The 25,217-nt window shown below is 54.2% G+C and carries 22 protein-coding genes; 17 read left to right on the top strand and 5 right to left on the bottom strand.

The annotated features are described in order from the left end of the window. The first annotated feature begins 165 nt into the window (after positions 1-165). The 9 genes from ELY25_RS03315 to moaE all read left to right on the top strand — a co-directional run bounded on the left by ELY25_RS03315 (position 166) and on the right by moaE (position 7,160). Complete coding sequence (locus ELY25_RS03315; RefSeq protein WP_126949870.1) at positions 166-1,464, top strand: NCS2 family permease; 1,299 nt, start codon at positions 166-168, stop codon at positions 1,462-1,464. Positions 1,465-1,502: 38 nt separating this feature from the next. Then, the gene (locus ELY25_RS03310) at positions 1,503-2,048 is read left to right on the top strand and encodes an adenine phosphoribosyltransferase (protein ID WP_126949869.1); all 546 of its coding nucleotides are present in this window, start codon (positions 1,503-1,505) and stop codon (positions 2,046-2,048) included. 8 nt (positions 2,049-2,056) lie between these two features. Further along, the gene (gene gpt / locus ELY25_RS03305; RefSeq protein ID WP_126949868.1) at positions 2,057-2,545 is read left to right on the top strand and encodes a xanthine phosphoribosyltransferase; all 489 of its coding nucleotides are present in this window, start codon (positions 2,057-2,059) and stop codon (positions 2,543-2,545) included. Beyond that, complete coding sequence (gene ung, locus ELY25_RS03300) at positions 2,538-3,221, top strand: uracil-DNA glycosylase (RefSeq protein ID WP_185856074.1); 684 nt, start codon at positions 2,538-2,540, stop codon at positions 3,219-3,221. Before gpt ends, ung begins: the two co-directional genes overlap by 8 nt. 99 nt (positions 3,222-3,320) lie before the next feature. Beyond that, complete coding sequence (gene upp / locus ELY25_RS03295; protein ID WP_126949867.1) at positions 3,321-3,950, top strand: uracil phosphoribosyltransferase; 630 nt, start codon at positions 3,321-3,323, stop codon at positions 3,948-3,950. Between the two features lie 91 nt (positions 3,951-4,041). After that, the gene (locus ELY25_RS03290; protein ID WP_126949866.1) at positions 4,042-5,274 is read left to right on the top strand and encodes a uracil-xanthine permease family protein; all 1,233 of its coding nucleotides are present in this window, start codon (positions 4,042-4,044) and stop codon (positions 5,272-5,274) included. A 61-nt stretch (positions 5,275-5,335) separates the two neighbouring features. Next, the gene (gene mobB, locus ELY25_RS03285) at positions 5,336-5,896 is read left to right on the top strand and encodes a molybdopterin-guanine dinucleotide biosynthesis protein B (protein ID WP_126949865.1); all 561 of its coding nucleotides are present in this window, start codon (positions 5,336-5,338) and stop codon (positions 5,894-5,896) included. Between the two features lie 4 nt (positions 5,897-5,900). Continuing rightward, on the top strand, positions 5,901-6,701 hold the full coding sequence (gene moaC / locus ELY25_RS03280; RefSeq protein ID WP_126949864.1) for a cyclic pyranopterin monophosphate synthase MoaC: 801 nt from the start codon (positions 5,901-5,903) through the stop codon (positions 6,699-6,701). A 3-nt stretch (positions 6,702-6,704) separates the two neighbouring features. After that, positions 6,705-7,160, top strand: a complete 456-nt coding sequence (gene moaE, locus ELY25_RS03275; protein WP_126949863.1) for a molybdopterin synthase catalytic subunit MoaE — start codon at positions 6,705-6,707, stop codon at positions 7,158-7,160. A gap of 32 nt (positions 7,161-7,192) precedes the next feature. Here moaE and ELY25_RS03270 read toward each other — a convergent pair whose 3' ends face one another. Beyond that, positions 7,193-8,773 carry a ribonuclease J gene (locus ELY25_RS03270; RefSeq protein WP_126949862.1) on the bottom strand — a complete coding sequence of 527 codons (1,581 nt, stop codon included), beginning with the start codon at positions 8,771-8,773 and terminating at the stop codon, positions 7,193-7,195. A 284-nt stretch (positions 8,774-9,057) separates the two neighbouring features. Here ELY25_RS03270 and purU point away from each other — a divergent pair, with 284 nt between their 5' ends. After that, positions 9,058-9,912, top strand: a complete 855-nt coding sequence (gene purU / locus ELY25_RS03265; protein WP_126949861.1) for a formyltetrahydrofolate deformylase — start codon at positions 9,058-9,060, stop codon at positions 9,910-9,912. Positions 9,913-10,040: 128 nt separating this feature from the next. Here the strand turns inward: purU and lexA are convergent, their stop codons facing one another. Next, positions 10,041-10,718, bottom strand: a complete 678-nt coding sequence (gene lexA / locus ELY25_RS03260) for a transcriptional repressor LexA (protein WP_126949860.1) — start codon at positions 10,716-10,718, stop codon at positions 10,041-10,043. 265 nt (positions 10,719-10,983) lie between these two features. Here lexA and ELY25_RS03255 point away from each other — a divergent pair, with 265 nt between their 5' ends. From ELY25_RS03255 to ELY25_RS03240, 4 genes are all read left to right on the top strand, one after another. Further along, a complete protein-coding gene (locus tag ELY25_RS03255; RefSeq protein WP_126949859.1) occupies positions 10,984-11,661 on the top strand; it encodes a TetR/AcrR family transcriptional regulator in 678 nt (225 codons plus the stop codon). Beyond that, entirely contained in the window at positions 11,639-12,166 is a 528-nt protein-coding gene (locus tag ELY25_RS03250; protein ID WP_126949858.1) for a L,D-transpeptidase, read from the top strand. Before ELY25_RS03255 ends, ELY25_RS03250 begins: the two co-directional genes overlap by 23 nt. Before the next feature lie 74 nt (positions 12,167-12,240). Then, positions 12,241-13,257 (top strand): beta-N-acetylhexosaminidase, encoded by a 1,017-nt coding sequence (nagZ, locus tag ELY25_RS03245; protein WP_126949857.1) that lies wholly within the window; start codon positions 12,241-12,243, stop codon positions 13,255-13,257. A gap of 57 nt (positions 13,258-13,314) precedes the next feature. After that, complete coding sequence (locus ELY25_RS03240; protein WP_126949856.1) at positions 13,315-13,893, top strand: hypoxanthine-guanine phosphoribosyltransferase; 579 nt, start codon at positions 13,315-13,317, stop codon at positions 13,891-13,893. A gap of 11 nt (positions 13,894-13,904) precedes the next feature. Here the strand turns inward: ELY25_RS03240 and ppsR are convergent, their stop codons facing one another. Continuing rightward, positions 13,905-14,738 carry a posphoenolpyruvate synthetase regulatory kinase/phosphorylase PpsR gene (ppsR, locus tag ELY25_RS03235; protein ID WP_126949855.1) on the bottom strand — a complete coding sequence of 278 codons (834 nt, stop codon included), beginning with the start codon at positions 14,736-14,738 and terminating at the stop codon, positions 13,905-13,907. 242 nt (positions 14,739-14,980) lie between these two features. Between ppsR and ppsA the strand changes: the two genes are divergently transcribed. Together ppsA and ggt are read left to right on the top strand one after the other, a co-directional pair. Beyond that, positions 14,981-17,353 carry a phosphoenolpyruvate synthase gene (gene ppsA / locus ELY25_RS03230; RefSeq protein ID WP_126949854.1) on the top strand — a complete coding sequence of 791 codons (2,373 nt, stop codon included), beginning with the start codon at positions 14,981-14,983 and terminating at the stop codon, positions 17,351-17,353. A 116-nt stretch (positions 17,354-17,469) separates the two neighbouring features. Continuing rightward, the gene (gene ggt, locus ELY25_RS03225) at positions 17,470-19,260 is read left to right on the top strand and encodes a gamma-glutamyltransferase (protein ID WP_126949853.1); all 1,791 of its coding nucleotides are present in this window, start codon (positions 17,470-17,472) and stop codon (positions 19,258-19,260) included. Positions 19,261-19,352: 92 nt separating this feature from the next. On the opposite strand, the gene ELY25_RS03220 is transcribed toward ggt, so the two are convergent. Further along, positions 19,353-21,239 (bottom strand): glycerophosphodiester phosphodiesterase family protein, encoded by a 1,887-nt coding sequence (locus ELY25_RS03220; RefSeq protein ID WP_126949852.1) that lies wholly within the window; start codon positions 21,237-21,239, stop codon positions 19,353-19,355. Positions 21,240-21,423: 184 nt separating this feature from the next. After that, complete coding sequence (acnB, locus tag ELY25_RS03215) at positions 21,424-24,027, bottom strand: bifunctional aconitate hydratase 2/2-methylisocitrate dehydratase (protein WP_126949851.1); 2,604 nt, start codon at positions 24,025-24,027, stop codon at positions 21,424-21,426. A 529-nt stretch (positions 24,028-24,556) separates the two neighbouring features. On the opposite strand from acnB, the gene ELY25_RS03210 reads away from it, so the two are divergent. After that, on the top strand, positions 24,557-25,213 hold the full coding sequence (locus tag ELY25_RS03210; protein ID WP_126949850.1) for a MiaE family protein: 657 nt from the start codon (positions 24,557-24,559) through the stop codon (positions 25,211-25,213). Positions 25,214-25,217 lie beyond the last annotated feature (4 nt).

Below are 25,217 nucleotides of genomic sequence, written 5' to 3'. Positions count from 1 at the left end.
AGTTCATGGCCTGAAGATTGCTAGCTTAAATACTGGCGGTAGCGATACTGCCTGAACCGGCTGCGCGTCAGGTGCTCGCATCACGCAGTACCTTTCGGTAATATGTGCGGCTTTTCTCGCTCCAAGGGGACGCATTCTGCGTTTGCGCGAAGGATAAAAACATTCATGAAATTTCTGGACAACTATTTCAAGCTGACTGAGCTGAACACGAATGTGAAGACGGAGGTCGTCGCCGGGATCACGACGTTCCTGACCATGGCCTATATCATTTTCGTGAACCCCAGCATTCTGTCGGAAGCGGGAATGGACTACGGTGCCGTCTTTGTGGCGACGTGTGTCGCGGCTGCGATTGGCTGTTTCGTAATGGGGCTATGGGCCAATTATCCTATCGCGCAGGCGCCGGGCATGGGGCTTAACGCCTTCTTCACCTATGGCGTGGTGCTGGGCATGGGGTACACCTGGGAAGCCGCACTCGGGGCAGTCTTCTTCTCGGGGCTAACGTTTTTCCTGCTGAGTATCTTCAAGATTCGTGAGTGGATCATCAACTCAATCCCGATGTCACTGCGCTTGGGAATTGCCGCGGGTATCGGGCTGTTTCTTGCCATGATCGCCCTTAAGAATTCAGGCATTGTGGTGGCTAACCCGGCAACGTTTGTTTCCTTGGGTGATCTTTCCGAGCCCGCGCCTCTTTATGCGCTGCTGGGCTTTTTCGTGATTACCGCACTTGCCTACCTGCGTGTAAAAGGGGCCGTTCTGATCGGCATTCTGGGCATTACTGTCATGGCTATGCTGTTGGGTCACAATCAGTACGGTGGTGTCATGTCCATGCCGCCTTCGGTTGCGCCTACCTTTATGGCGATGGATTTGATGGGCGCATTAGATGTAGCCATGTTAAGCGTCATTTTCGCTTTTCTGTTTGTGGATCTGTTCGATACGTCGGGCACCCTGGTGGGCGTTGCCCATCGTGGCAAACTGCTTGATAAAGACGGTAAGCTGCCGCGTATCGGGCGCGCCATGATGGCAGACAGTACCGCTTCAATGGCGGGTGCGGCATTGGGTACCTCAACGACGACCAGCTATATTGAATCAACGGCGGGTATTGCATCAGGCGGACGTACGGGACTGACGGCCGTTGTCGTCGGAGTTCTGTTTCTGATCAGTCTTTTCTTTGCTCCCCTGGCAGGTTCGATACCAGCTTATGCAACGGCTGGCGCGCTTTTGTACGTGGCGGTTCTAATGGCGGGTAGTCTGGCTCATGCCAATTGGGAAGACCCGACCGATGCCGCGCCGGTTTTAATTGCCGCATTGGCCATGCCCCTTACGTTCTCCATTGCTGACGGCATTGCCTTAGGGTTTATCAGCTTTGTGGGTATCAAGACGCTGTCAGGCCGGTTTGGCGATCTAAATCCGGCGGTAGTGATTCTGGCACTACTGTTTGCAGCGAAGTTCCTATTCCTGAGCTAAATGCCCAGGCTATTTATTATTAATTTATGAGAGACGCGATGAGCATCTACGGCGACTACATCAAGTCGGTTATTCGCACCGTTCCTGACTGGCCCGAGCAGGGCGTCAATTTCCGCGATATCACCCCGCTGTTGCAGAACAGCGCGGCGTTTCGCAAGCTGATTGACAGCTTCGTGCACCGCTATCAGGAAATGAACCTGGATGCTATCGCAGCGATTGATGCTCGCGGCTTCATTATCGGCGCACCACTTGCTTACGAACTGGGCTGCAGCTTCGTGCCCGTGCGCAAGAAAGGCAAACTGCCTTTTAAGACCGTCAGCGAAACCTATACGCTGGAGTACGGCCACTCTGAAGTCGAGCTTCATTCCGATGCCTTTCAAAAAGACGATCGCATCCTGTTGATGGATGATCTGATCGCCACCGGTGGCACCATGCTGGCAGCTGCCAACCTTATCCAGCGTTGTGGTGGGCAGGTAGTAGAGACTGCCACTATCATCGACTTGCCCGAATTGGGCGGTTCTCAAAAAATTCGCGACGCTGGGTTTGGCGTATTCGCGGTATGTTCTTTCAACGAAGACGAGTAACGCCTCTCATGAGCAGCGAACGCTATCACCAACACTTCACGATTTCCTGGGACCAGTTGCATCGTGATGTGCGTCAGCTCTGTCATCAAATGATCGAGCGTGATTTCAAAGGCATTGTGGCAATTACCCGCGGTGGCCTGATTCCAGCAGCTCTGATTGCTCGTGAGCTTAATATCCGCCTGATCGATACCGTGTGCATCAAAAGCTATGATCACATGGATCAAGGCGGCCTGAATATCATGAAGGGTGTTGAGCATGATGGGGAAGGCTGGCTGCTGGTAGATGATCTGGTGGATACCGGTAAGACCGCACGCGCCGTGCGCGAAATGTTGCCAAAAGCCCATTTTGTGACTATTTATGCTAAGCCAGAAGGGCGTCCTTTAGTGGACCAATATCTTACTGAAGTAGCTCAGCAGTGTTGGATCCAATTCCCATGGGATATGGGTATTGCGTATGTTGAGCCGCTTGTCGATCAAGTTAAAAGGAATTATGACTAATCCACTGACTAACGACTGGGGCCAATGGCTCGGGAATGAGTTTGACGCCGACTACATGAAGTCGCTCAAGCAATTTTTGGCCGAGGAGAAATCGGCTAAAAAAATCATTTATCCTCATTCATCCAACTGGTTTCGTGCTTTTGAGCTGACACCACTGAATGAAGTGAAAGTCGTTATCTTGGGGCAGGATCCCTACCACGGACCCAATCAGGCCCATGGGTTAAGCTTTTCCGTTCAGGCGGGGGTGCGAGTACCCCCGTCGCTTGCCAACATATATAAAGAGCTGGAAAGCGACGTAGGCTTTACGACAGTACAGCACGGCAGCTTGGTAAGCTGGGCAGAGCAGGGTGTGCTGCTATTGAATACCGCGTTGACCGTTGAGCAGGGCAATGCTGCCTCTCACCGGGGAAAAGGCTGGGAGCAGTTCACTGACAAAGCCATCGCAACCGTTAGCCAGCATGCACCGTCCTGTGTGTTCCTGTTATGGGGAAGCCATGCACGCCAGAAAAAGGCGCTGATCGATCAGCAGCGTCATCTGGTTTTAGAGTCTCCTCATCCTTCGCCGCTGTCGGCACACCGTGGTTTTTTTGGTAATCACCAGTTTTCCCAGGCGAATCAGTTCCTGAAAGAGCAGGGGCGCACGCCTATTGAGTGGCAACTGCCGGAAAGCGCTTAACCTGATGGTCAGATACAGGTAGAATGGCGCGCAATTTTGTATGCCTGAAGATGGCAGCAAGCGTTGCCATCCTGATATCCCCTGCAGTGAGGAAGCCCCATGAGTGTCTACGCCATTAACCATCCGCTTGTTCAACATAAGCTGGGACTAATGCGCGAAGCTGATTTGAGCACCAAGAGCTTTCGCGAACTGGCGGGTGAAGTGGCCAAACTTCTGACCTACGAAGCCACCAAGGGTCTGGAGCTTGAAGAGCATGAGATTCAAGGCTGGAATGGCGAGCCGATTGCTACGCGTCGTTTGAAAGGTAAAAAAGTAACGGTCGTGCCTATCCTGCGGGCCGGTTTAGGTATGCTGGAAGGCGTCACGGATCTGATTCCTAGCGCGCGGGTCAGCGTTGTGGGGCTTTACCGCGATGAAGAGACGTTCCAGCCGGTGCCTTATTTCTCGAAATTCGCCAATGATATTGAAGAGCGCATGGCGATCGTGATTGATCCGATGCTGGCCACCGGCGGTTCGATGGTAGCAACGCTTGATATGCTGCGTGAGCGTGGCTGCGAGTCCATGAAAGTGATTGTTCTGGTGGCCGCGCCCGAAGGTATCAAACGGGTGCAGGATGCCTACCCGGATGTCGAGATCTATACCGCCTCGATCGATGACCGCCTCGATGAGAAGGGGTATATCGTGCCGGGCCTTGGTGATGCCGGCGATAAGATCTTTGGAACCCGCTAGGCACCTGATCTGATAGTGCCCCTTACGCTTCGGCGTTGGGGGCATTTTTTTGCCTTCTCTATACGAATAACAACCCTCTAGGAGTTATACGATGAATGATGCTGCCAGTCGGCCTGAATCCTGGTCAAAGGTGTTGCTGACCGGGGCGCAAATGCTGTTTGTGGCGTTTGGTGCGCTGGTACTCGTGCCGCTGCTCACGGGGCTTGACCCAAGCGTTGCGCTGTTTACGGCCGGTGCCGGTACGCTGGTGTTTCATGCGGTTACGCGAAAGGCAGTGCCGGTATTTCTGGCCTCATCTTTTGCCTTTATTGCGCCCATTCAGGGCTCCATTGCAAGCTTTGGCGTGCCGGCCACGATGGGCGGCTTGATGGCCTCGGGGCTTGTCTATGTCGCCATTTCGCAGGCGGTTCGCGTGCGTGGTACCGGCTGGCTTAACCGCTTGTTGCCCGCGGTCGTGGTAGGGCCTGTCATCATGGTGATTGGCTTGGCGCTGGCGCCTGTGGCGGTCAGCATGGCAACCGGTGAAACCAGTGATATTATCGGTTATGGTCAGGCGATATTTCTGTCCATGGCCAGCCTTCTGGTTACTTTGGTGTTGGCTGTTTTTGGACGTGGCTTGCTGCGCCTGATTCCGATTATGGGGGGGATTGTTACCGGATATGCACTTGCCCTGATCATGGGAGTGGTCGACTTTACCCCTGTGCATGAAGCCGCTTGGCTTGCGCTGCCAAGCTTTACCGCGCCAAGTTTTCACTGGGCTGCCATCCTGTTCATGATTCCTGTCGCGATCGCGCCAGCCGTTGAGCATATTGGCGATATGGTGGCGATTGGCTCGGTAACGCGTAAAAACTATCTGGAAAAACCCGGCCTACACCGTACGCTGCTAGGTGATGGCCTAGCTACCACAACCGCTGCACTGTTTGGTGGGCCGCCTAATACTACCTACTCCGAAGTGACCGGCGCAGTAACGCTTACCCGAGCCTTCAATCCTAACTACATGATCGTCGCGGCGATTATCGCCATCGTGCTGGCCTTTGTAGGCAAACTGGGGGCGCTGTTGCAAACCATTCCCGGCCCCGTCATGGGCGGTATTATGACATTACTATTTGGCTCCATCGCCGTGGTGGGTATGAATACGCTGGTGCGTGCCGGCCAGTCGCTCACGGCACCGCGTAACCTGGTCGTGGTATCACTGATTCTTGTTTTCGGAATCGGTGGGATGCAGTTTGGCGGCGGGCAGTTTACCCTGCAGGGTGTGAGTTTGGCGGCATTAGTAGGTATTGCTTTAAACTGGCTATTACCGCTTGAAAAAGAGGGTGAGTAACAACCGTTACACGATTGCACCTCAATTAATGAATGCGAATGATAACCAGAAGGAGCGTTTTATGGTAAGCGAGACAGCTACCGCGTTCCCCGTACTGGGTATTGCCGCCTGGAGCGGCACGGGGAAAACAACGCTTTTAACTCAGCTGCTGCCACGCTTGCGCCAGGTGGGATTGAACGTTGGGGTTATCAAGCATGCCCATCATGAGTTTGATGTGGATCAGCCCGGCAAAGATAGCTATGAGCTCCGCAGTGCAGGCGCTTCCCCTATGCTGGTGGCCTCAGGCAAACGCTATGCCTTGATGCAGGAAACGCCCGGCCAGTCAGAGCCTGATTTAAACGCGTTACTGGCCATGATGCACTATCATCAGCCCGACTTGGTGATTGTGGAAGGCTTTAAGGCATGGCCTATTCCCAAGCTTGCCTTATACCGTGAAGGCGTGGGGGATGCTTCTCTGCTTGAGGATGGGATGCTGCAGGCGGCAGCCCTTGAAAAGGATTCCCCCATAGCGCTTGCTCCTTATGTGGCAAGGCTTGACCTTAACGATATTGAAGCGATTACTCGCTGGGTGATTTCGTGGGTAGGCACTCAACCTGATAGTGTGGTTTTAAATGAAAAGTGACAACATGCAGCTAACCCACCTCAATACACGTGGTGAAGCTAACATGGTCGATGTTGGCAATAAACAGGAAACCCGCCGTGAAGCCGTGGCGTCCGGGCGGATCATGATGCAGCCTGAAACGCTCAAGCTGCTAAGCGATGGCAAGCTGCCCAAGGGTGATGTGATTGCCACAGCACGTATCGCAGGTATTCAGGCTGCCAAGCGTACCCATGAGCTGATTCCTCTGTGTCATGCGCTGGCGCTTTCCAAGGTGTCGGTTGAATTTGATATTGATCATGAGGCGGGCTGCGTTAAGGTGACAGCACTATGTCGTCTAAACGGGCGTACTGGCGTTGAAATGGAAGCGCTGACGGCAGTCTCCGTTGCGTGCCTGACCCTTTACGATATGTGTAAAGCCGTGGATAAGGGCATGCGAATCGAAGCAGTTCAGCTTGAAAGTAAGCAGGGCGGCATGCGAGGCGATTATCAGCGTGAGCCATCAAGGGCCGCGCCAATCGTGACAGGCGAAGGTGCTACCGGGGAAGTGACGCTGGGTGAGCGCTGCGCTTCACCTTGCGTTCGGGTCAAGTTTCTAGCGGAGTTGCGTGAACGGGTTGGAGCAAGCGACACTGTGCTGGATCTGAAGCAGGTACCCAGTCGGGATATTGCCGGTTTAAAGATGGCGTTGAGTCAACAAGACCGACGTTTTAGCGTACTTTCTGATCAGCGAACGCTTTGTGCGATCAATCAGGTAATGGCCAATGATGCCGCGCGCATTACCGATGAAGACGAAGTGGCCTTTTTTCCGCCGGTGACAGGAGGCTGAACCATGAATATCCAGGTGCGTATTCAGTCAGCGCCGTTTTCTTTGCTGGATGGCTATGAACAAACGCTGGCACAACGAACGGATATTGGCGCGGTTGTAAGCTTTACAGGGCTGGTGCGTGACTTCAATGAAACGCCTGATGTCACGGGCCTGACCCTTGAGCACTACCCAGGCATGACTGAGCGTACTTTGGAGCGTATTGGTGAAGAGGCTTGGCAGCGCTGGTCGTTACAGGCGGTATATATCGTTCATCGAGTAGGATACCTGACACCCGGTGACCCAATTGTTCGCGTACTGGTCGCCAGTGCCCATCGTCGTGAGGCGTTTGAAGCCTGTGACTTCATCATGGATTTTCTAAAAACCCAGGCACCTTTCTGGAAAAAAGAGCACTCCTCCAATGGCGAGTACTGGGTAAAAGAGCGTACAACCGATATGCAGGATGCCGCCCGCTGGGCGTAGTGCTTGCCGCCTGGCCAGTTGGCTGATTATGGTCAGGCGGTGGGCGCTTCAGCTGCCATGATCTGTAAATGCACCTCGGGCATATGCTGCATATGTTCTGTCAGCCAGTGAATTAAGCGCGGTTGAAGTGCAAAGCGTAAATCCGCCAGGGTTTCGGCCTCGATTTCTTCTAATTGATCATCCAACCACTCACTGAAGCTGTCTTCGTCCAGTGGGCTCGCGCTACTGCTATCCAGCATCAGGCGGCCGATACGCCACCAGCCTGTCTCACTGGCAGTGACGGGGAGGGCAAGGTATAAGCTGCCCCGGCGCGCTGTCGCCTTAGTATTATCTAATCCTGGGTGTGCCACCACGTTGTTCTGATTGATAATGCAGGGCGGTTGAGGATAGCGGGCTTCACAAGTTAGCCCCTGACCATCCAGCACCAGCATGTCGCCATTCACGGGCGCCAGAGGGGCATTAATGTTTAAAGCCTGGGCAATTTCCTGATGCGCCTGTTGATGACGGGCTTCGCCATGCACGGGGATAAGGTGCTTGGGCCTTACCCACTGATAAAACTTATTTAATTCTTCCTGGGCAGGGTGGCCGGTCGCATGCAGCTCAGGGTGATTGGCTTCATCAAAAATGCTCACCCCAAGCTGGGTAAGGCGTTTTTTAAGCTGCTCAATAGGGCGCTCATTGCCAGGAATAACCTTGGCAGAAAAAATAACGTTATCGCCAGGTTCCAGTTCGATAAACGGGTGCCTGCCCTGAGCAAGACGTTGAAGTGCCGCGCGTGGCTCTCCCTGGCTGCCGGTAGCAATGATGACAACTTCATCGGGGGGTAAATAGCCCAGATCGTGCGGGGGCACTAAAGCCGGTAGGTCATCCAGATAGCCAAGGCCCCGGGCAATGCTGACCATGCGTTCCATGGAACGGCCCATTAAGCTAATGCGCCGGCCGCACTGTTGGGCAGCCTGCCCAATTGCCAGTACTCGCGCCAGATTACTGGCAAAGCAGGAAACGACGACACGTCCCTCGCACTGACTCAGTGTTTTGGCAAGTGCCCGGGCAACATCACCCTCGCTGCCCGAATGACCTGGCATCGGCGCATTGGTGGAGTCGCCAACCAGCAAGTCAACCGGCGCTAACGCTTGAAAGTGGCTGGCGTTAATAGGGGCGCCAATCATTGGCTCGGGGTCCAGTTTCCAATCGCCTGTATGCAACACGCGGTACTCGCCAATCAGCATCATGAGTGCGCAGCTTTCGGGAATCGAATGGGTGAGAGGCAGGTAGCGCACAGTAAAAGGGGCGCTTTCTCTGGCTTCACCCAGCTCGATAACCTTGATGGCGGCACTGCTTAATTGATGTTCGGCAAACTTCAGGCGTAGTAAACCGGCGGCTAGTGGTGTGGCATAGATGGGGCAGTTCCACTTGGGCCAAAGCCAGGCAACTGCACCTATATGGTCTTCATGACCGTGGGTGATAAACAGCGCTTGTGGTGTGATGTTGAGGGCATCAGCTGTCTCCAGGTTGGGCACTTGAAGAGGTGAGTTGGGCAGATCCTGGCGAATCATCATGCCGCAGTCGACAGCGATCCAATGATCGTTGTATCCATACAGCGTTAGATTCATACCAATTTCACCACACCCACCCAGCGGCAGTAGGCGCAAGGGAGGTCGGCGACGGGGACGAAGTTGAACGCGTGGTGGATGCATCAGTTATGAAAAGCCTAAAAAGTAATGCCTCAACTATACGGAAGGCAGGGGCTTCGAACAATGATCACAACGTTTGATAACGATGCTTCACGAAAGCGCTTCCGGTACACTAGTCGTTCTATTTTACGACGGCGTCATCAGTCAGGTTTTTGCTGTGCCGTTGCACTATGTCAAAAGTAACTATGTCAAGAGCACCTGTCATGTCCCACTATTATCGTTTAGTCGTCTCCTGCCCAGATCAGGTGGGGATTGTTGCCCGTGTATCCAGTTTTATTGCCCAGCAGGGCGGCTCGATCACAGAAGCCAGCCAGCACTCGGACCTGCAAACGGGACGTTTTTTCATGCGTTATGAGATATTGGCGGACTCGCTCAGCATGTCAGCAGAAACGCTGCGCACCGCCTTTGAGCCTATTGCTCGGGAGTTCACCATGCAGTGGGCGCTGGTGGATACCCAACAGCGCCGTCGAGTCGTGCTGATGGTGTCTCGCGAATCTCATTGCTTAGTGGACCTGCTTTATCGCTGGCAGGCTGGGGAACTTGATTGCGACATTGTCAGTGTTATTTCCAACCATGAAGATATGCGCTCGATTGCCGAGTGGTATGGCATTCCTTATCACCATGTGCCGGTTGACCCGGCTAACAAGCAGGCATCGTTTGCTGCGGTTCAGGAACACATTGATATGGCACGCGCGGATTGCGTAGTGCTGGCCCGCTATATGCAAATCCTGCCGCCGGCGTTATGCCAGCGATACGCCGGACAGGTCATCAATATCCATCACAGCTTCTTGCCATCATTTGCCGGTGCCAAGCCCTATCACCAGGCTTTTGAGCGCGGTGTGAAACTGATCGGCGCAACCTGTCATTACGTGACCGAAGAGCTGGATGCCGGGCCGATTATTGAGCAGGATATTCACCGGGTGAGCCACTGTCATACGCCGACCGATCTGGTGCGTTTTGGTCGCGACGTGGAAAAGGCAGTGTTGGCGCGTGGGTTACGTTGGCACCTGGAAGATCGCGTGCTGATTCATGGTAACAAGACGGTGGTCTTCAGCTAGTTAGATAGCATAACCGGCTGGGGTGATTAAAACCTTGGCGGGCTTAACGCAACAGGCGGGTAGCACTTAACGTGACTACCCGCCTGTTGCATTTAATACGGCTGTGCTGGCTGGCGCGGGTCTGACGACTAGCCGAGCGCCTGGCCACTCCCGCCGCGAATAACACCCACGCCCACGCCTTCGATATCCAGCGATTGGGTGCGCAGGTCAATTTCAATCGGCGCAAAATCAGGGTTTTCGGCAATCAGCGTCACCTGATGACCCTGTCGCTTGAAGCGTTTGACGGTCACCTCATCTTCTATCCGGGCTACCACGATCTGACCATCTCGAACGCGCTCGGTACGGTGCACGGCCAACAGGTCGCCCTCCAGAATACCCACATCCTTCATGGATAATCCGCGCACACGTAGCAGGTAGTCTGCTTTGGGCGTGAAGTACTCTGCAGGCAGCGGGCAGTAGCGATCAATATGCTCAGCGGCAAGAATAGGGTTGCCTGCCGCAACTTCACCAATGACCGGTAATCCGACAGGCGGTAGTTCGCTGCTATGCAGGGTAGTAGGGGCAGGAGTTTCGCTTACTTCATGGACTTCCTGATTGGGCAGACGAATCCCTCGAGAAGTATTGCGAATAATGCGAATAACGCCTTTGCGTTCCAGCGCGCGCAAATGCTCTTCAGCAGCATTGGGTGAGCGGAACCCAAGGGCCTTGGCGATCTCAGCGCGCGTGGGCGGGTAGCCGAGCTCACCCATGGTCTTTACGATAAAATCAAAAACATTCTGTTGACGTGCTGTGAGTGGCCGCGACATACCAAACTCCATAAATGATGAAAAGACAGTCGGTATCTGCCTGCATGATTAGTATGTGTTTAAGTATACAGTATGTTCCTCTGTCCAGTATATGGATAAAAAAATCAAGTTATCAAGCTCATAGCAGTAGTTTACGTGGGTTTATTTTATCCGAATCAGCCTTTGGGGTGTTTTAAAGCCCGTTCACATATCTGTGATTGAGCACACTAGTGTTATGGCATACTATTTTGCCTTGTTTTAAACACTCGTTTCTCCGGAGGCCGTAATGGCACAATCTGATACGGTGTCACGCATTCTGGATACCGCCGAAGTGCTGTTTGCAGAGCGTGGTTTTGCCGAAACGTCGCTGCGAAACATCACTAGTAAGGCGCGAGTGAATCTGGCCGCTGTGAACTATCATTTCGGTTCTAAGAAGGCGCTTATTCAGGCGGTTTTTTCACGCTACCTAGATCCCTTTACCCAGCGTTTTCATAGCGCCCTTGATGAACTTGAAAGCCGCTATGCAGACAGCACTATTCCGCTTGAAGAATTGCTTGAAACCATGGCAAGCACGGTGCTGGCCGTGCCAGCTGAACGCAATAGCCTGAAGGTGTTTATGCGCTTGCTTGGTTTGGCCTATAGCCAGGCCCAGGGGCATTTGCGGCGGCATATTCAGGAGCAGTATGGCGATGTATTCACCCGCTTTACTGAGCTTGTGCGCAAGGCTACACCGGATTTGCCCGATGCCGAACGTTTCTGGCGGCTGCACTTCATGCTGGGTACGGTTATTTTTACCTTATCGGGCCTGGACGCCTTGCGTGACATCGCTTCCAAAGACTATCAGGAACAGGTGACTGTGCGTGATCTGGTACGACGCCTGCGGCCAGTTGTCGTTGCTGCCATGAACGCCCCTTTACCACCTGACATCAATGAGGAGCACCATGCGAACGCCCACGTTAGCTGAGTTGCCGCCCTCTCAGGATGGGTGGGTCGAGATCGACATTGAACAGCAGAAGCTACGCTGGTGGCAGGGGCGTGAAATGCTCTTTGAGTGTGATATCTCATCCGGCGAGGCAGGCGTTGGTCAGCAGGAGGGTAGCGGTCGGACTCCCCATGGCTGGCATTACGTTCGAGCATCCATTGGCGATGGCTTGCCTGAAAATGTGGTGTTCCGCGGCCGCCGCTGGACCGGCGAAGTCTTTTCCGAAGCGTTGGCCAGTGCCCATCCAGAACGTGACTGGATTCTGACGCGCATTTTATGGCTTTGTGGGCTGGAAAAAGGCGTCAATCGTGGCGGTCAGGTTGATTCCCAGCGTCGCTACATCTATTTGCACGGTACGCCGCCGGATCAACCCATGGGTAAGCCGGCTTCCCATGGCTGTATTCGTATGCGTAATCAGGATCTTCTGCATCTTTTCGAGTGTGCTTTGCCGGGCACTCCGGTATGGCTGCATGGCAGTGGAAGTTAGCCTTGGTGAACAAGGTTTTTGACACTCTGCGTTGATCGTCTAAAATCGTCGGCCCTTTTGTTGGATTCTTGATAATGACGCAACCTATTGGCCCGGTCATGCTCGACCTGGAAGGACCGCAATTGACCGCTGCTGAAAAGCGCCTCTTGCTTGAACCCGCTGTGGGCGGGGTGATCCTCTTTGCCCGCAATGTGGAAGATGCCTACCAGGTGCGCCAGCTATGCAGTGATATACGGCGAGTGCGCGGCGATCTGCTACTGGCGGTCGACCAGGAAGGTGGTCGCGTTCAGCGTATTAAAAAGGGGCTCACCCGTTTGCCGGCCATGGCGCGCATCGGTGAGCGCTTTGCGCAGGATCAGGAGGAGGGACTTACCCTGGCAACCGAAGCCGGCTGGCTGCTAGGCATGGAGATGGCTGCGTGTGGGCTGGATATTAGCTTTGCACCAGTACTTGATGTGGAAAGCGGTATCTCCAGTGTCATTGGGGATCGCAGCTTTAGCACAGACCCGCTGCACGTTGCCCGTTTAGGCGCTGCCTTCATAGATGGGTTGCACCAGGCGGGTATGGCCGGCATCGGCAAGCATTTCCCTGGTCACGGTGGTGTTGCCGCTGACTCTCATGTGGCGCTGCCGGTGGACGAGCGCTCTATGGATGAGATCAAACAGCGTGATCTGGTTCCTTTCAGTCAGCTTGCCCCCCAGCTTGATGGGATCATGCCTGCGCATGTGATTTACTCGGCGTTTGATACACGACCAGCCGGGTTTTCGCCCAGTTGGCTTGGCATGCTGCGCGAGTCGTTAGGCTTCAAAGGCTGTATTTTTTCTGATGATTTAAGCATGGCAGGCGCGCATGAAGCGGGTGGCCCTAGCGCACGTGCGACGGCCGCCTTAACGGCGGGTTGCGATATGCTCTTGGTTTGCAATGACCGAGCAGCTGCGCTTGAGGTGATCGAGGCTTGTCAGGGAATCACCAACAAGCGCCCCGCGAAACTGCGCTACGGGCGCGCCCGGCCGGATCTGGATGCGCTTACCGCGCTAGGCCGTTGGCGGCGTGCTCACGCAAGGCTAGAAGCTCTCACCGACCACGCTTGATCCTGCCTGAATCCTTTCTATTTTTGTAACACCATTACGGTGTTTGGGAGTAACCCCATGTCCAAACTGGATAAAGAATCCCTTGAGTCATTGGACTCCATGCGTCAGTTGATGGATAACGCTGACTGCCTGATTTCCCAGGAGCAGGTTGAGCGTGCCCTTGACCGTATGGCAGAAGCCATTACCAAAGATCTGGGTGACAAGTTGCCAGTTTTCTACTGCGTCATGAACGGGGGGTTGATCACTACCGGGCATCTGTTGACCCGTTTGGGCTTTCCGCTGGAGGTGGATTACCTGCACGCCACCCGGTATCGCAACGAACTGCGCGGCGGTGAGCTGTTCTGGCGTGTGTCGCCTGAAGTCCCCATGGCCGGGCGCCATGTGGTGATTGTGGACGACATTCTCGATGAAGGGTCTACACTGGCCGCGATTCTTGCTTACTGCAAGGAAGCTCAGGCGGCCAGCGTGACGACGGCGGTGCTGGTGGACAAACAACATGACCGCAAAGCGGTGCCGGGCTTGAAGGCTGATTACTGCAGCCTGGAAGTAGCGGATCGCTATGTATTCGGGTTTGGCATGGATTACAAAGGCTACTGGCGTAATGCACCGGGTATCTTTGCGCCAAAAGGCATGTAGCGAAAGTGGGCCTAGCGAGGTGAAAAGCGTCTCGCCAGACCGGCTTCCGCAATCATGCGGGTCGATATTTCTTCGATAGAGAAACGCGTCGTATCGATAAATGGAATATGCAGGATGCGGTACAGTGCCTCAGCCTGCTCTACTTCCTGCAGGCACTGATCCATTGAGCTATAGCGGCTATTAGGGCGACGCTCGTTGCGAATGGCTGATAGCCGCCGGGCATCAATGGTTAAGCCAAACAGCTTGCGACGGTGCGGCACCAGTGCCTTGGGCAGCTTTAACGTACCGTCTTCATCAAGGTCATCTTCGGTCAACGGGTAGTTGGCAGCCCGAATACCAAACTGCAGCGCCAGATACAACGAGGTGGGCGTTTTGCCACAGCGCGATACGCCTACCAGAATGATATCGGCTTTATCATATTGATGAGTGCGGGCGCCATCGTCGTTATCCAGCGCAAAATGTACCGAGTGAATGCGGTCCATATACACATCATCACTTCCAATCGAGTGCGTTCTGCCGACGCTGTAGGATGAGCGCGTACCAAGTTCCTGTTCCAGGGGTTCAAGAAAAGTCGAAAAGATATCGACTTTGAAGCCTGGCGCCTTGCGTATCTCATCACGAATCTGCTGATCGACAATCGTGTCGATGATAATCGGCTGTTGCCCATCATGCGCGGCGGTTGATTCGATGATCTTGGCAAGCGCCTGGGCTTTTTCAAGCGTATCGATGTAAGGCTTGGTCAGCATGTTGATTTCGACACCGCTGAACTGCGCTAGAAGACTTCGGCCCAGGCTTTCAGCGGTAATGCCGGTACCATCAGAAATAAAAAAAGCTGTTCGTTTCATAACTAGACCCGCAAAAGTGAGTAGATACACTATTGTGATCTGCCCATTCGCCAAGCACAACTTAACAACTACGACGGTCCGGTCGACTACATAATCGGGCTATAAACCCCTTATGTTGTAAAAATCCTCCACTCCCTTCGCTATTAGACCAATGGCGAATATAGTGCCACGGTGCTAGGGTGACACGATCAATGATTAGCAGTTTAAGAAACTGTATCAACGTCTTAACGCGAGGGGGTTGCGTGGAAGAGTACATTCTGTGGTTCGATCAGTTGGGCATGGCGGATGTTGAGCGTGTAGGTGGCAAGAACGCTTCACTTGGTGAAATGATTTCCAACCTGTCCGACGCCGGGGTTACCGTTCCCGGTGGGTTTGCTACCACGGCGCATGCTTACCGTGAGTTCCTCTCCCATGAAGGATTAAACGAGCGCATCAATAGCACGCTGGCGCGTTTGGATGTAGACGACGTGAACGCATTGGCGGAAGCGGGCCGTAATATTCGTCAGTGGGTGATCGATACCCCGTTGCCCCCCAGCTTTGAAAGTGCACTACGCGAAGCTTACGAGCAGCTGCAGGCCAAGCACCCGCAGTTAAAAGCGGCGGTTCGCAGCTCGGCAACGGCTGAAGACCTTCCCGACGCTTCCTTTGCAGGCCAGCAGGAAACCTTTCTGAACATCAAAGGTTTCGACAATATCAAACGCGCGGTTCATGAGGTATTTGCCTCACTGTTTAATGATCGCGCTATTTCCTACCGTGTTCACCGCGGCTACGCCCACGAGAATGTTGCGCTTTCGGCTGGCGTTCAAAAAATGGTGCGCTCGGAAACCGGTGCCTCAGGCGTCATGTTTACCCTGGATACCGAATCGGGCTACCGAGATGCCGTATTTGTTACCGCATCGTGGGGCCTGGGTGAAACGGTGGTGCAGGGAGCCGTTAACCCTGATGAGTTTTATGTGCATAAATCCACCCTGGCGGCGGGGCGCCCGGCGGTGTTGCGTCGCAACTTGGGTTCCAAACTGATCAAGATGGTGTATGGCCAGGACACGAGTGCGGGTAAGTCAGTTGAAACGGTAGATGTGCCGCTCAACGAGCGTGCACGTTTCTGCATTAATGATCAGCAGGTCATGGATCTGGCCCGGCAGGCGGTCACCATCGAGCAGCACTACGAGCGGCCCATGGATATCGAGTGGGCGCTGGATGGCGATGATGGCAAGCTTTACATCGTGCAGGCGCGTCCTGAAACCGTGGTCTCCCAGCAGGAAGGCGGCAAACTTGAGCGTTTTCAGCTACGCGAGAAGGGGCGTACCCTGATTACCGGGCGGGCCATCGGTCAGCGGATTGGTCGTGGCACGGTAAAAGTGGTCATGAGCCCGGAGGAGATGGATAAGATTCATGACGGTGACATTCTGGTGACCGATATGACCGATCCTGACTGGGAACCGATCATGAAACGGGCCTCAGCGATTGTCACCAACCGCGGCGGCCGTACCTGTCACGCGGCGATTATCGCCCGTGAGCTGGGCATTCCTGCGGTAGTTGGCTGTGGTGATGCTACCCAGCAGTTGAGAGAAGGCACTGATGTCACCGTGTCTTGCGCCGAGGGCGATACCGGGCACGTGTATGAAGGGCTTCTGGATTTTGACTGTAAGGTATCAAGCGTTGACGCCATGCCCGAAATCCCGTTCAAGATCATGATGAACGTGGGCAACCCGGACCGTGCGTTTGGGTTTGCTAGCCTACCTAATGCGGGCGTTGGACTGGCGAGGCTTGAGTTCATCATCAACCGCATGATTGGCGTTCACCCCAAAGCGCTTTTAGATTACGCCACGCTACCGTCTGACTTGCAGCAGGTTATTGATCTGCGCACGGCAGGTTACACTGATCCGGTCAGCTTTTACGTCGATAAGCTGGTTGAAGGTATTTCAACGCTGGCAGCGGCATTTTATCCGCAGAAAGTTATCGTGCGGCTATCCGACTTCAAGTCCAATGAGTACGAAAACCTGATTGGCGGGAAGCTCTACGAGCCGGGTGAAGAGAACCCCATGCTGGGCTTCCGGGGCGCTTCGCGTTATATCTCGGATGCTTTCCGCCCCTGCTTTGAGCTTGAGTGTCGCGCCTTGAAATACGTACGTGAAGAGATGGGGCTCGATAACGTTGAGATCATGGTGCCGTTCGTACGTACCACAGAGGAAGCCAAGCAGGTCGTCGATCTGCTCGCGGAAAACGGCTTGAAGCGCGGCGATAGTGGGCTGAGAGTGATCATGATGTGCGAGCTGCCAGCCAACGCGCTACTGGCTGACGAGTTCCTTGAGCACTTCGACGGCTTTTCGATCGGCTCCAACGACCTGACCCAGCTAACCCTGGGGCTCGATCGTGATTCAGGCATTGTGGCGCATCTGTTTGATGAGCGTAATGCTGCGGTGAAAAAGCTGCTGGCGATGGCCATTCAGGCCTGTAAAGCGCAAGGCAAGTACGTGGGCATTTGCGGACAAGGCCCCTCCGATCACCCTGAGCTGGCTAAATGGTTGATGGAGCAGGGAATAGATTCTGTATCCCTGAATCCGGATGCGGTGCTCGAAACCTGGTTCATGCTCGCAGGCGAAACCATTAGCTAGCGCTAATAATTGATTGGTAATTTCGTGCCCGGCCATTGTGCCGGGCACTGGCGTTTTATAGGCTACGCTGTTGTGGCTACGGCCTTGATGTTTCTATCACACAAGAGGATGTTGTGATGTCCCCAGTAAAGGCAAGTTTGACGCTGTCAGGATTGCTGTTGGTGCCGTTTTATAGTTTTGGGTTCAGCTATGAAGCGCCTTCCATAACGCCGGAAGTTGGCTCGGGTTACGAAGAAAAGCCCGGTTGGGCAACCGAATCGTTTGCCGTTGCAGCGGCTAACCCGCTGGCGACTGATGCGGGTTATCAGGTGCTTAAAGCAGGTGGTAATGCCGTTGATGCGGCGATTGCCGTGCAAATGGTACTGACCCTGGTGGAGCCGCAGTCCAGCGGTATCGGTGGCGGCGCCTTTTTAATGCATTACGACGGGAAAGATGTGCAGGCTTATGATGGCCGTGAAACGGCACCTGCGGCAGCAACGGGCGAGCTATTTATGGAAAATGGCGAGCCGTTACCGTTTATGGATGCCGTCGCCAGCGGGCTTTCAGTCGGTGTGCCGGGTACTGTGCGTATGCTCGAGCAGGCGCATCGGGAGCATGGTCAATTAGCCTGGGCGGAGTTATTTGTACCGGCGATTACGCTTGCCGAGGAAGGTTTTGCAATAAGCCAACGTCTGCACACCAGTATCGCCAGTGACGAAGCGCTAGCCAATGATCCGCTAGCGGGGCAGTTCTACTATAATGAAAATGGCGAGCCGCTGGCGGTGGGCGATACGCTTAAGAACCCGGCGCTGGCTGAAGTATTGCGCCGTATTGCAGAGCAGGGTAGTACGGCCTTTTATGAGGGTGCGCTGGCCGAGGATCTGGTCAGCCGAGTGCAAAGCCATGCGGTACGCCCAGGCAGCATGACCATTGAAGATGTAACGGGTTATCAAGCCGTTGAACGAGAGCCAATGTGCACGCCATGGCAGCAGTGGGAAGTATGTGGTTTTCCGCCGCCGTCATCAGGGCATATCACCGTAATGCAGATACTTGGCATGCTGGATCAGCAGCCTCTGCTGGAAGCGCCGCTGGATAACGGTGTATCAAGCAGTGGCTGGCTGCATCAGTTCCTTGAAGCCTCACGCTTGGCCTTTGCTGATCGTGGGCGCTATATTGGCGATCCGGATTTTGTAGACGCACCGGGTGGTGACTGGTCGCTGATGCTGGCGCCAGATTATCTGGCCACGCGCAGCGAGCTGATCAGCGACACCAGCCTTGGCGATAGCGCGGAGCCGGGTAATCCAGGCGAACTGAATGTTACCTGGGCATCGCAACCGGACCAGCCCGAGTACGGTACCAGCCATATCAGCATTATTGATGGTGACGGGAACGCGATTGCCATGACGACCTCGATTGAACAGGCGTTTGGTTCACGCATCATGGCTGATGGTGGGACAGGCTTACCGGGTGGGTATCAGCTCAATAACGAGCTGACCGATTTCTCCTTTACCCCTGAGATTGATGGTGAGCCCATTGCCAATCGTGTGGAACCGGGCAAACGCCCTCGTTCCAGCATGAGCCCCACGCTGGTCTTTGATCGGGAGAGTGGCAACCTGGTGGCAAGCCTAGGCTCCCCCGGCGGTGCTGCGATTATTCACTATACGGCACGTACCCTGATCGCCATGCGGGATTGGGGAATGAGCGCTCAGGAAGCACTTAACCTGCCCCATGCCATTACCACAGGCGGTGATGTTTATCTGGAAGAAGGACGCTTTCCTGAGGCCACCAAGCAAGCCCTGGAGAATTATGGCCATACGGTTAGCGAGCGTGAGCTGACAAGCGGTCTTCAGGCTATCCGCAAGTTGGAAGACGGTACACTGTTTGGTGGGGCTGACCCGCGTCGCGAAGGCGTGGTAATGGGCGACTAAGCCGTCTCCGAAAAGCCTCCACGATTTGGCTGATGATATGACAAGCGCTGTATCAAGTTACTTGATACAGCGCTTTGCTTTTTGCATGGTACTTACTGGCGCAGCCAGTTACGCAGCTTAACCAGCAGCAGCTCCCCGTCGCTTAACGTATGCCGCTCTTCAATAAGTTCACGAAGGCGATCAGGATAGTCCGTGATAATTGCATCTACCCCCAGGTCAATCAGGGTCGACATGCGCGCCCGATCATTAACCGTCCAGGCATGTACCTCATAACCATAAAGCGCGGCTAGGCGAATCTCCTCTTCACTAATACGATTATGGCGCAGCCCCAATGCGTCAAATCCCCGGCGATCCAACGTGCCGGGTAAAATAAGCTGGGCAAGTAACGTCACTCGAAGCTCAGGTGCGTGGGTCTTGATGTAGCTGACCAGCGCAGGCGACATGGTCGCGACCCGCATATCCATTAGCGCATTGGGAAAGCCACACTGCCCATGGGCCACTATGGCATCCGTACTAGCAGCCCAGCAGGCGTAGCGGATATCCGTCTCTTTATGTAGCTGGTCAATAACGGCGTCAGCCAGTGTCTGCTCTGCTCCCGGTGATGCTTTCATATCGATCATCAGTCCGGCATGGCCGCGCACACGCGTTAATACCTCATCCAGGCCTGCAATTGGTTCGCCCTGAAAAGCATCGCCAAACCAACTGCCTATATCGTACTGGGCGAGTTCTTCCCGCGTCAGGTCATCGAACTCCCGGTTATCCCCGGTCAGCCTGGCAAGCGTGCGGTCATGGTAGATCATCACTTGATTATCCGCAGTCAAGCGAACGTCAAGCTCCACGTAGTCAGCCTTGTCCAACAGGGCCTGCTCCACAGCGGAAAGGGTATTTTCCGGGGCAACCATCGAGCTGCCGCGGTGGGCAATCACCTGGACGTTATCACGCAGCTCGAAGCTATTCAGAATCCACCAGGCTTGCAGTGCGGCAAATAGCAGTACGCTAAGCTCAACAGCCCAGGCAAACCTACCGGATGTTACCGTTGCCGATGGAGGCGCTGGGCGCATTTCCTGATGAGCCAACTGAAGATACAGGCAGGCTGACAGTAGCGCATTCGCCACAATACCGATAAACGTAATAGCCAGTGTTAACAGCAGATAACTGGTCAGGTAGGCGAACATGGCGGGGATCAGCAGGGCATTATGCTCCGGCAGCCACCGAAGCAGGGGGGTAACCAGACTATCAAACGTAAGCGTAGCGATAATTGGCAGGGAGATAACCAGCAGCAACACAATTAGCACGGCCGCGCCGATAGAGCGATGCCAGCCCCGTGTTAAGTGAACGCTACGCTTTAAAGCGCGAATCGGGCTGCAGTTTTCAAGGGCCACCAGAGGCAGGGCTAATAGCCAGCGCAGATAAAGCTTTGCGGCAAGGGCCATCCAGGCGAGTGCCAGCGGCAAGGCGCAGGCAATAAAGTACCAAAGCACTGGTGGTTTGACACGCTGCAGGTAGTAGAGGTCCATGCCGCCTAGCCACATACCGTAAAGCCAGGCCAAGGCGACCATGAAAGGTGCCAGCAGCAGCAGGTGTGTTCCTACCTGCAGGATGACCAGTCCGGCCAGTGCCGGAAGGCGGCGAACGCTTAGCCAGAGCGCCTCAAAGGCAAGCCGATAGTGGTTGCTTTTGGGCCGTACGGCGACCAGCAGCATGCCGGCCTGCTGCCAGTAGATAATCAGAAATGTGAAGCCTAGAACCACCAGCATGCCAATAAGCCCGAGCGGGCTGAAAAGCAAGCTGATCAGTTCATCATTGGTAACGACTGTCCGCCTAAGCTGAGCAAGCAGGCCTCGCGTCGCCCACCCAATCAAGGGCAGTAAAAGAGCGGAGGCAAGCAGGGTAAAGAACAAGTGGTAGGCAATCAAAGGGCGTAGATGATCGCGAAGTGTTCTAAGTAAGGCAGAGCCAAGCTGGGTCAATGGCTGCATTGTCTTTTAAATCATGAGGATGAATTAACAGCGTGGCAGTATCTAAGGGTCTTCGCAAGTCGTGCCATTGGGACAGCAATAAAAACGCCCCACGACTTTAAAAGTGTGGGGCGTTCGGTCATCGACTCAGAAGTAATGAACGTTCATCTCTTCTGCGATGGTGCGAGCATCGGCGATGGGGTGGTTACGCTTCTTGAGCAACCGGAATCACGTTTGAGGCAATCTTCTGATACTCCTCAATTTCGTGGAAGTTCATGTAACGATAGATCTCTCCCGCCATGGCGTCAAATTCACTCATGTAACGCTGATACTCTTCAACGCTTGGCAGGCGACCTTCAACCGCAGCAACGGCGGCTAGTTCCGCTGAGGCGAGGTACACGTTGGCACCATCACCCAGGCGGTTCGGGAAGTTACGTGTAGACGTAGACACAACGGTGCTTTTTGCTGCAACGCGCGCCTGGTTACCCATACACAGCGAACATCCCGGCATTTCCATGCGCGCACCTGCACGGCCATAAATGCCGTAGTAACCCTCTTCGGTCAGCTGGTGCTGATCCATCTTGGTCGGCGGTGCCAGCCACAGGCGAGTTTTCAGGCTGCCTGCAGGCTGCTTTTCAAGAAGTTTACCCGCTGCACGGAAGTGACCAATGTTGGTCATGCACGAGCCGATAAACACTTCATCAATTTTCTCGCCCGCTACCTCAGACAGTAAACGAGCGTCGTCTGGATCGTTAGGCGCGCAAAGTACAGGCTCTTTGATCTCTGACAGATCGATTTCGATGACTTCAGCGTACTCGGCATCCGCATCGGCACGCATCAGGCTCGGGTTGGCAAGCCATGCTTCCATGCCTTCGATACGACGGCTGATCGTGCGCTCATCGCCGTAGCCGTTGGCAATCATCCACTTCAGCAGCGTGATGTTGGACTTCAGGTACTCCGTCACACTTTCATCAGATAGTGTAATGGTGCAGCCTGCGGCAGAGCGCTCGGCTGAGGCATCGGAAAGCTCAAATGCTTGCTCGACGGTCAGATCTTCAAGACCTTCAATTTCCAGTACCCGGCCGGAGAAAGCATTCTTCTTGTTGGCCTTATCAACAGTCAGAAGGCCCTGCTTGATACCGTAAAGCGGAATGGCGTGAACCAGGTCGCGCAGGGTAACACCGGGCTGGCGCTTGCCTTTAAAGCGAACCAGTACGGATTCTGGCATATCCAGTGGCATAACGCCGGTAGCTGCTGCGAAAGCAACCAGGCCAGAGCCTGCAGGGAATGAGATGCCCAGCGGGAAGCGGGTGTGTGAATCGCCACCGGTACCTACGGTATCAGGCAGCAGCATACGGTTCAGCCAGCTGTGGATGATACCGTCGCCAGGACGCAGCGATACGCCGCCACGGTTCATGATGAAGTCAGGCAGCGTGTGGTGGGTGTCCACGTCAACAGGCTTCGGATAAGCGGCGGTGTGGCAGAATGACTGCATGACCAGATCCGCCTGGAAGCCCAGGCAGGCCAGATCTTTCAGCTCATCACGGGTCATCGGGCCGGTGGTGTCCTGGGAACCAACGGTAGTCATCTTGGGCTCGCAGTACATGCCCGGACGAACGCCATCCATGCCGCAGGCCTTGCCGACCATCTTCTGTGCCAGGGTAAAGCCTTTGCCCGTATCTTTGGGCTGGTCAGGAAGACGGAACACGTCAGAAGGTTCAAGGCCCAGAGATTCGCGCGCCTTGCCGGTCAAACCACGGCCAATGATCAGGGGAATACGGCCGCCAGCACGTACTTCATCCAGAATCAGCTGGGTCTTGAGTTCGAACGTTGTTAGCACTTCGTCAGTGCCGTGCTTGCACACCTTGCCTTCATAGGGATAGACGTCGATAACATCGCCCATTTCCAGCTTGGAAACGTCCATCTCAACAGGCAGGGCGCCGGAGTCTTCCATGGTGTTGAAGAAGATAGGGGCAATCTTGCTACCAAAGCAGAAACCACCCGCACGCTTGTTGGGTACAAACGGCATATCGTCGCCAAAGAACCACAGCACCGAGTTGGTGGCTGATTTGCGCGAAGAGCCGGTGCCTACCACGTCGCCTACGTAGGCAACCGGGAAACCCTTGGCTTTAACTTCTTCGACCTGCTTGAGGGGGCCGGTGGTGCCCGGTACTTCAGGCAAAATCCCGTCACGCTCGTTTTTAAGCATCGCGTTGGCATGCAGCGGGATGTCCGGACGCGACCAGGCATCAGGTGCCGGGGAGAGATCATCCGTGTTAGTTTCCCCTGGTACCTTGAAAACGGTCAGGGTGATTTTTTCTTCCAAGGCTGGTTTGGAGAGGAACCACTCCGCTTCAGCCCAGGATTGAATAACATCTTTGGCAACGTTGTTACCGTTCTTGGCGCGCTCTTCAACATCGTGAAAAGCGTCAAACATCAGCAAAGTGTGCTTGAGCTGCTCGCCGGCTTCACGGGCAAGTTCCTCATTATCCAGAAGCTCTACCATGGAAACGATGTTATAGCCGCCCTGCATGGTGCCCAAAAGCTTGACCGCATGAATCTTGTCGATAAGCGGTGAAGTGGCTTCGCCTTTAGCGATGGCGGTAAGAAAGCCTGCTTTAACGTAAGCGGCTTCATCAACACCCGGCGGAACCCGGTTGGTAATTAGATCAAGAATGAACTCTTCTTCACCGGCCGGTGGGTTTTTTAGCAGCTCAATCAAGGCGGCAACTTGCTCGGCGGTTAAAGGCTTGGCTGGTACGCCTTCAGCGGCGCGTTCCTCGACATGTTGGCGATATGCTTCAAGCACGTTGGGGCCCTCTCATCTGCTTTATGGTGGCGAACACACAGTTTCAAGGTGTTGGAGCGTGCGCTCGACCACATGACATACGCTTGACAAACAGCGTCTGGTTGGATGGCACGGATTCTACGGGAAACTGTCGACAATGTTAAGAAGAAGGCATCAGCCCAAACTTGTACTTTGTGTTGAGGAGGGAGAAGGCGCAGCTAAGAGAGCGACTTTTTACTGATTTTCCTAACGATTTAACTAAATGTTGTAAGGGCAGACATCCAGCACTTACAGGACTATGGGTGTTATAGACATTACATCGGGTTACCATAGATTGAGGTCTATAGCGTTAACTTTAGAAAAATACATGGCTTCATTACAAGCGCGGTTTATTTTCCCCTATTAGCGCTGCACTATGTAAACACAGGTAACATGAGATGTAGCCGATGGATCATGTGTCTTGGTTGATCGGTATAGCCAAAAAGGATAGGTAGAGCGCCAGAGGCGTTTAGATATGTACAATAGTGGGATAAGCGCTCGGAAGAATGTTATGTCAATACCTTTAACTGAACTGAAAACGGCGGGTCATGGGCTTAAGGCTGATGATCTACTGCCAGAAAGTTTAAACGCGTTTCTGGCCTGCGAAACGCCAGAGAGTTGGCTTCGTTGGGCAATGGATAATCCTGAAATTTTGTTGATTGACCATGCGCAGTGTGAAAAGAAGGCCGCATCAACGGCCATGAGCCTGCTTTACCGTTATGTAGACCAGCCGCTTTTGCTCAGCAAGATGTCACAGCTTGCGCGAGAAGAGCTGCTCCACTTCGAGCAGGTAGTCGGGCTGATGGAAAAACGGGGCGTTGCCTACCGCCACTTGACGGCCTCGCGCTATGCCGAAGGATTGCGGCGTCACTTGCGCAGCAATGATCCTGAGCGCTTGATTGACGTACTTATCATTGGTGGCTTGATTGAAGCCCGCAGCTGCGAGCGCTTTGCGCGATTGATCCCTTATCTGGATGAGGAGCTTGCCAAGTTTTATCGCACGTTGGTGAAGTCTGAAGGGCGTCATTTTGAAGACTATCTACTGCTTGCGCGCCAGCAAACCAGCGAGTCAATCGATGAAAGAATCGCTTTTTTTGTGGCCCGTGAAGCAGAGCTGATAACCTCACCCGATACGGCTTTTCGTTTTCATAGCGGTGTACCTGCTTAACATG

The organism is Vreelandella populi, assembly GCF_003989825.1.
GTDB classification, from domain to species: Bacteria; Pseudomonadota; Gammaproteobacteria; order Pseudomonadales; family Halomonadaceae; genus Vreelandella; species Vreelandella populi.
The sequence above is the reverse complement of the archived record's forward strand: the minus strand, read 5'-3'. Positions and strand labels throughout refer to the sequence as shown.

Excerpts from the sequence above, each read along its gene's own strand:
- ELY25_RS03315 (WP_126949870.1), top strand. The coding sequence starts at position 166 with ATGAAATTTCTGGACAACTATTTCAAGCTGACTGAGCTGAACACGAAT.
- ELY25_RS03310 (WP_126949869.1), top strand. The coding sequence starts at position 1,503 with ATGAGCATCTACGGCGACTACATCAAGTCGGTTATTCGCACCGTTCCT.
- gpt (WP_126949868.1), top strand. The coding sequence starts at position 2,057 with ATGAGCAGCGAACGCTATCACCAACACTTCACGATTTCCTGGGACCAG.
- ung (WP_185856074.1), top strand. The coding sequence starts at position 2,538 with ATGACTAATCCACTGACTAACGACTGGGGCCAATGGCTCGGGAATGAG.
- upp (WP_126949867.1), top strand. The coding sequence starts at position 3,321 with ATGAGTGTCTACGCCATTAACCATCCGCTTGTTCAACATAAGCTGGGA.
- ELY25_RS03290 (WP_126949866.1), top strand. The coding sequence starts at position 4,042 with ATGAATGATGCTGCCAGTCGGCCTGAATCCTGGTCAAAGGTGTTGCTG.
- mobB (WP_126949865.1), top strand. The coding sequence starts at position 5,336 with ATGGTAAGCGAGACAGCTACCGCGTTCCCCGTACTGGGTATTGCCGCC.
- moaC (WP_126949864.1), top strand. The coding sequence starts at position 5,901 with ATGCAGCTAACCCACCTCAATACACGTGGTGAAGCTAACATGGTCGAT.
- moaE (WP_126949863.1), top strand. The coding sequence starts at position 6,705 with ATGAATATCCAGGTGCGTATTCAGTCAGCGCCGTTTTCTTTGCTGGAT.
- ELY25_RS03270 (WP_126949862.1), bottom strand. The coding sequence starts at position 8,773 with ATGAATCTAACGCTGTATGGATACAACGATCATTGGATCGCTGTCGAC.
- purU (WP_126949861.1), top strand. The coding sequence starts at position 9,058 with ATGTCCCACTATTATCGTTTAGTCGTCTCCTGCCCAGATCAGGTGGGG.
- lexA (WP_126949860.1), bottom strand. The coding sequence starts at position 10,718 with ATGTCGCGGCCACTCACAGCACGTCAACAGAATGTTTTTGATTTTATC.
- ELY25_RS03255 (WP_126949859.1), top strand. The coding sequence starts at position 10,984 with ATGGCACAATCTGATACGGTGTCACGCATTCTGGATACCGCCGAAGTG.
- ELY25_RS03250 (WP_126949858.1), top strand. The coding sequence starts at position 11,639 with ATGCGAACGCCCACGTTAGCTGAGTTGCCGCCCTCTCAGGATGGGTGG.
- nagZ (WP_126949857.1), top strand. The coding sequence starts at position 12,241 with ATGACGCAACCTATTGGCCCGGTCATGCTCGACCTGGAAGGACCGCAA.
- ELY25_RS03240 (WP_126949856.1), top strand. The coding sequence starts at position 13,315 with ATGTCCAAACTGGATAAAGAATCCCTTGAGTCATTGGACTCCATGCGT.
- ppsR (WP_126949855.1), bottom strand. The coding sequence starts at position 14,738 with ATGAAACGAACAGCTTTTTTTATTTCTGATGGTACCGGCATTACCGCT.
- ggt (WP_126949853.1), top strand. The coding sequence starts at position 17,470 with ATGTCCCCAGTAAAGGCAAGTTTGACGCTGTCAGGATTGCTGTTGGTG.
- ELY25_RS03220 (WP_126949852.1), bottom strand. The coding sequence starts at position 21,239 with ATGCAGCCATTGACCCAGCTTGGCTCTGCCTTACTTAGAACACTTCGC.
- ELY25_RS03210 (WP_126949850.1), top strand. The coding sequence starts at position 24,557 with ATGTCAATACCTTTAACTGAACTGAAAACGGCGGGTCATGGGCTTAAG.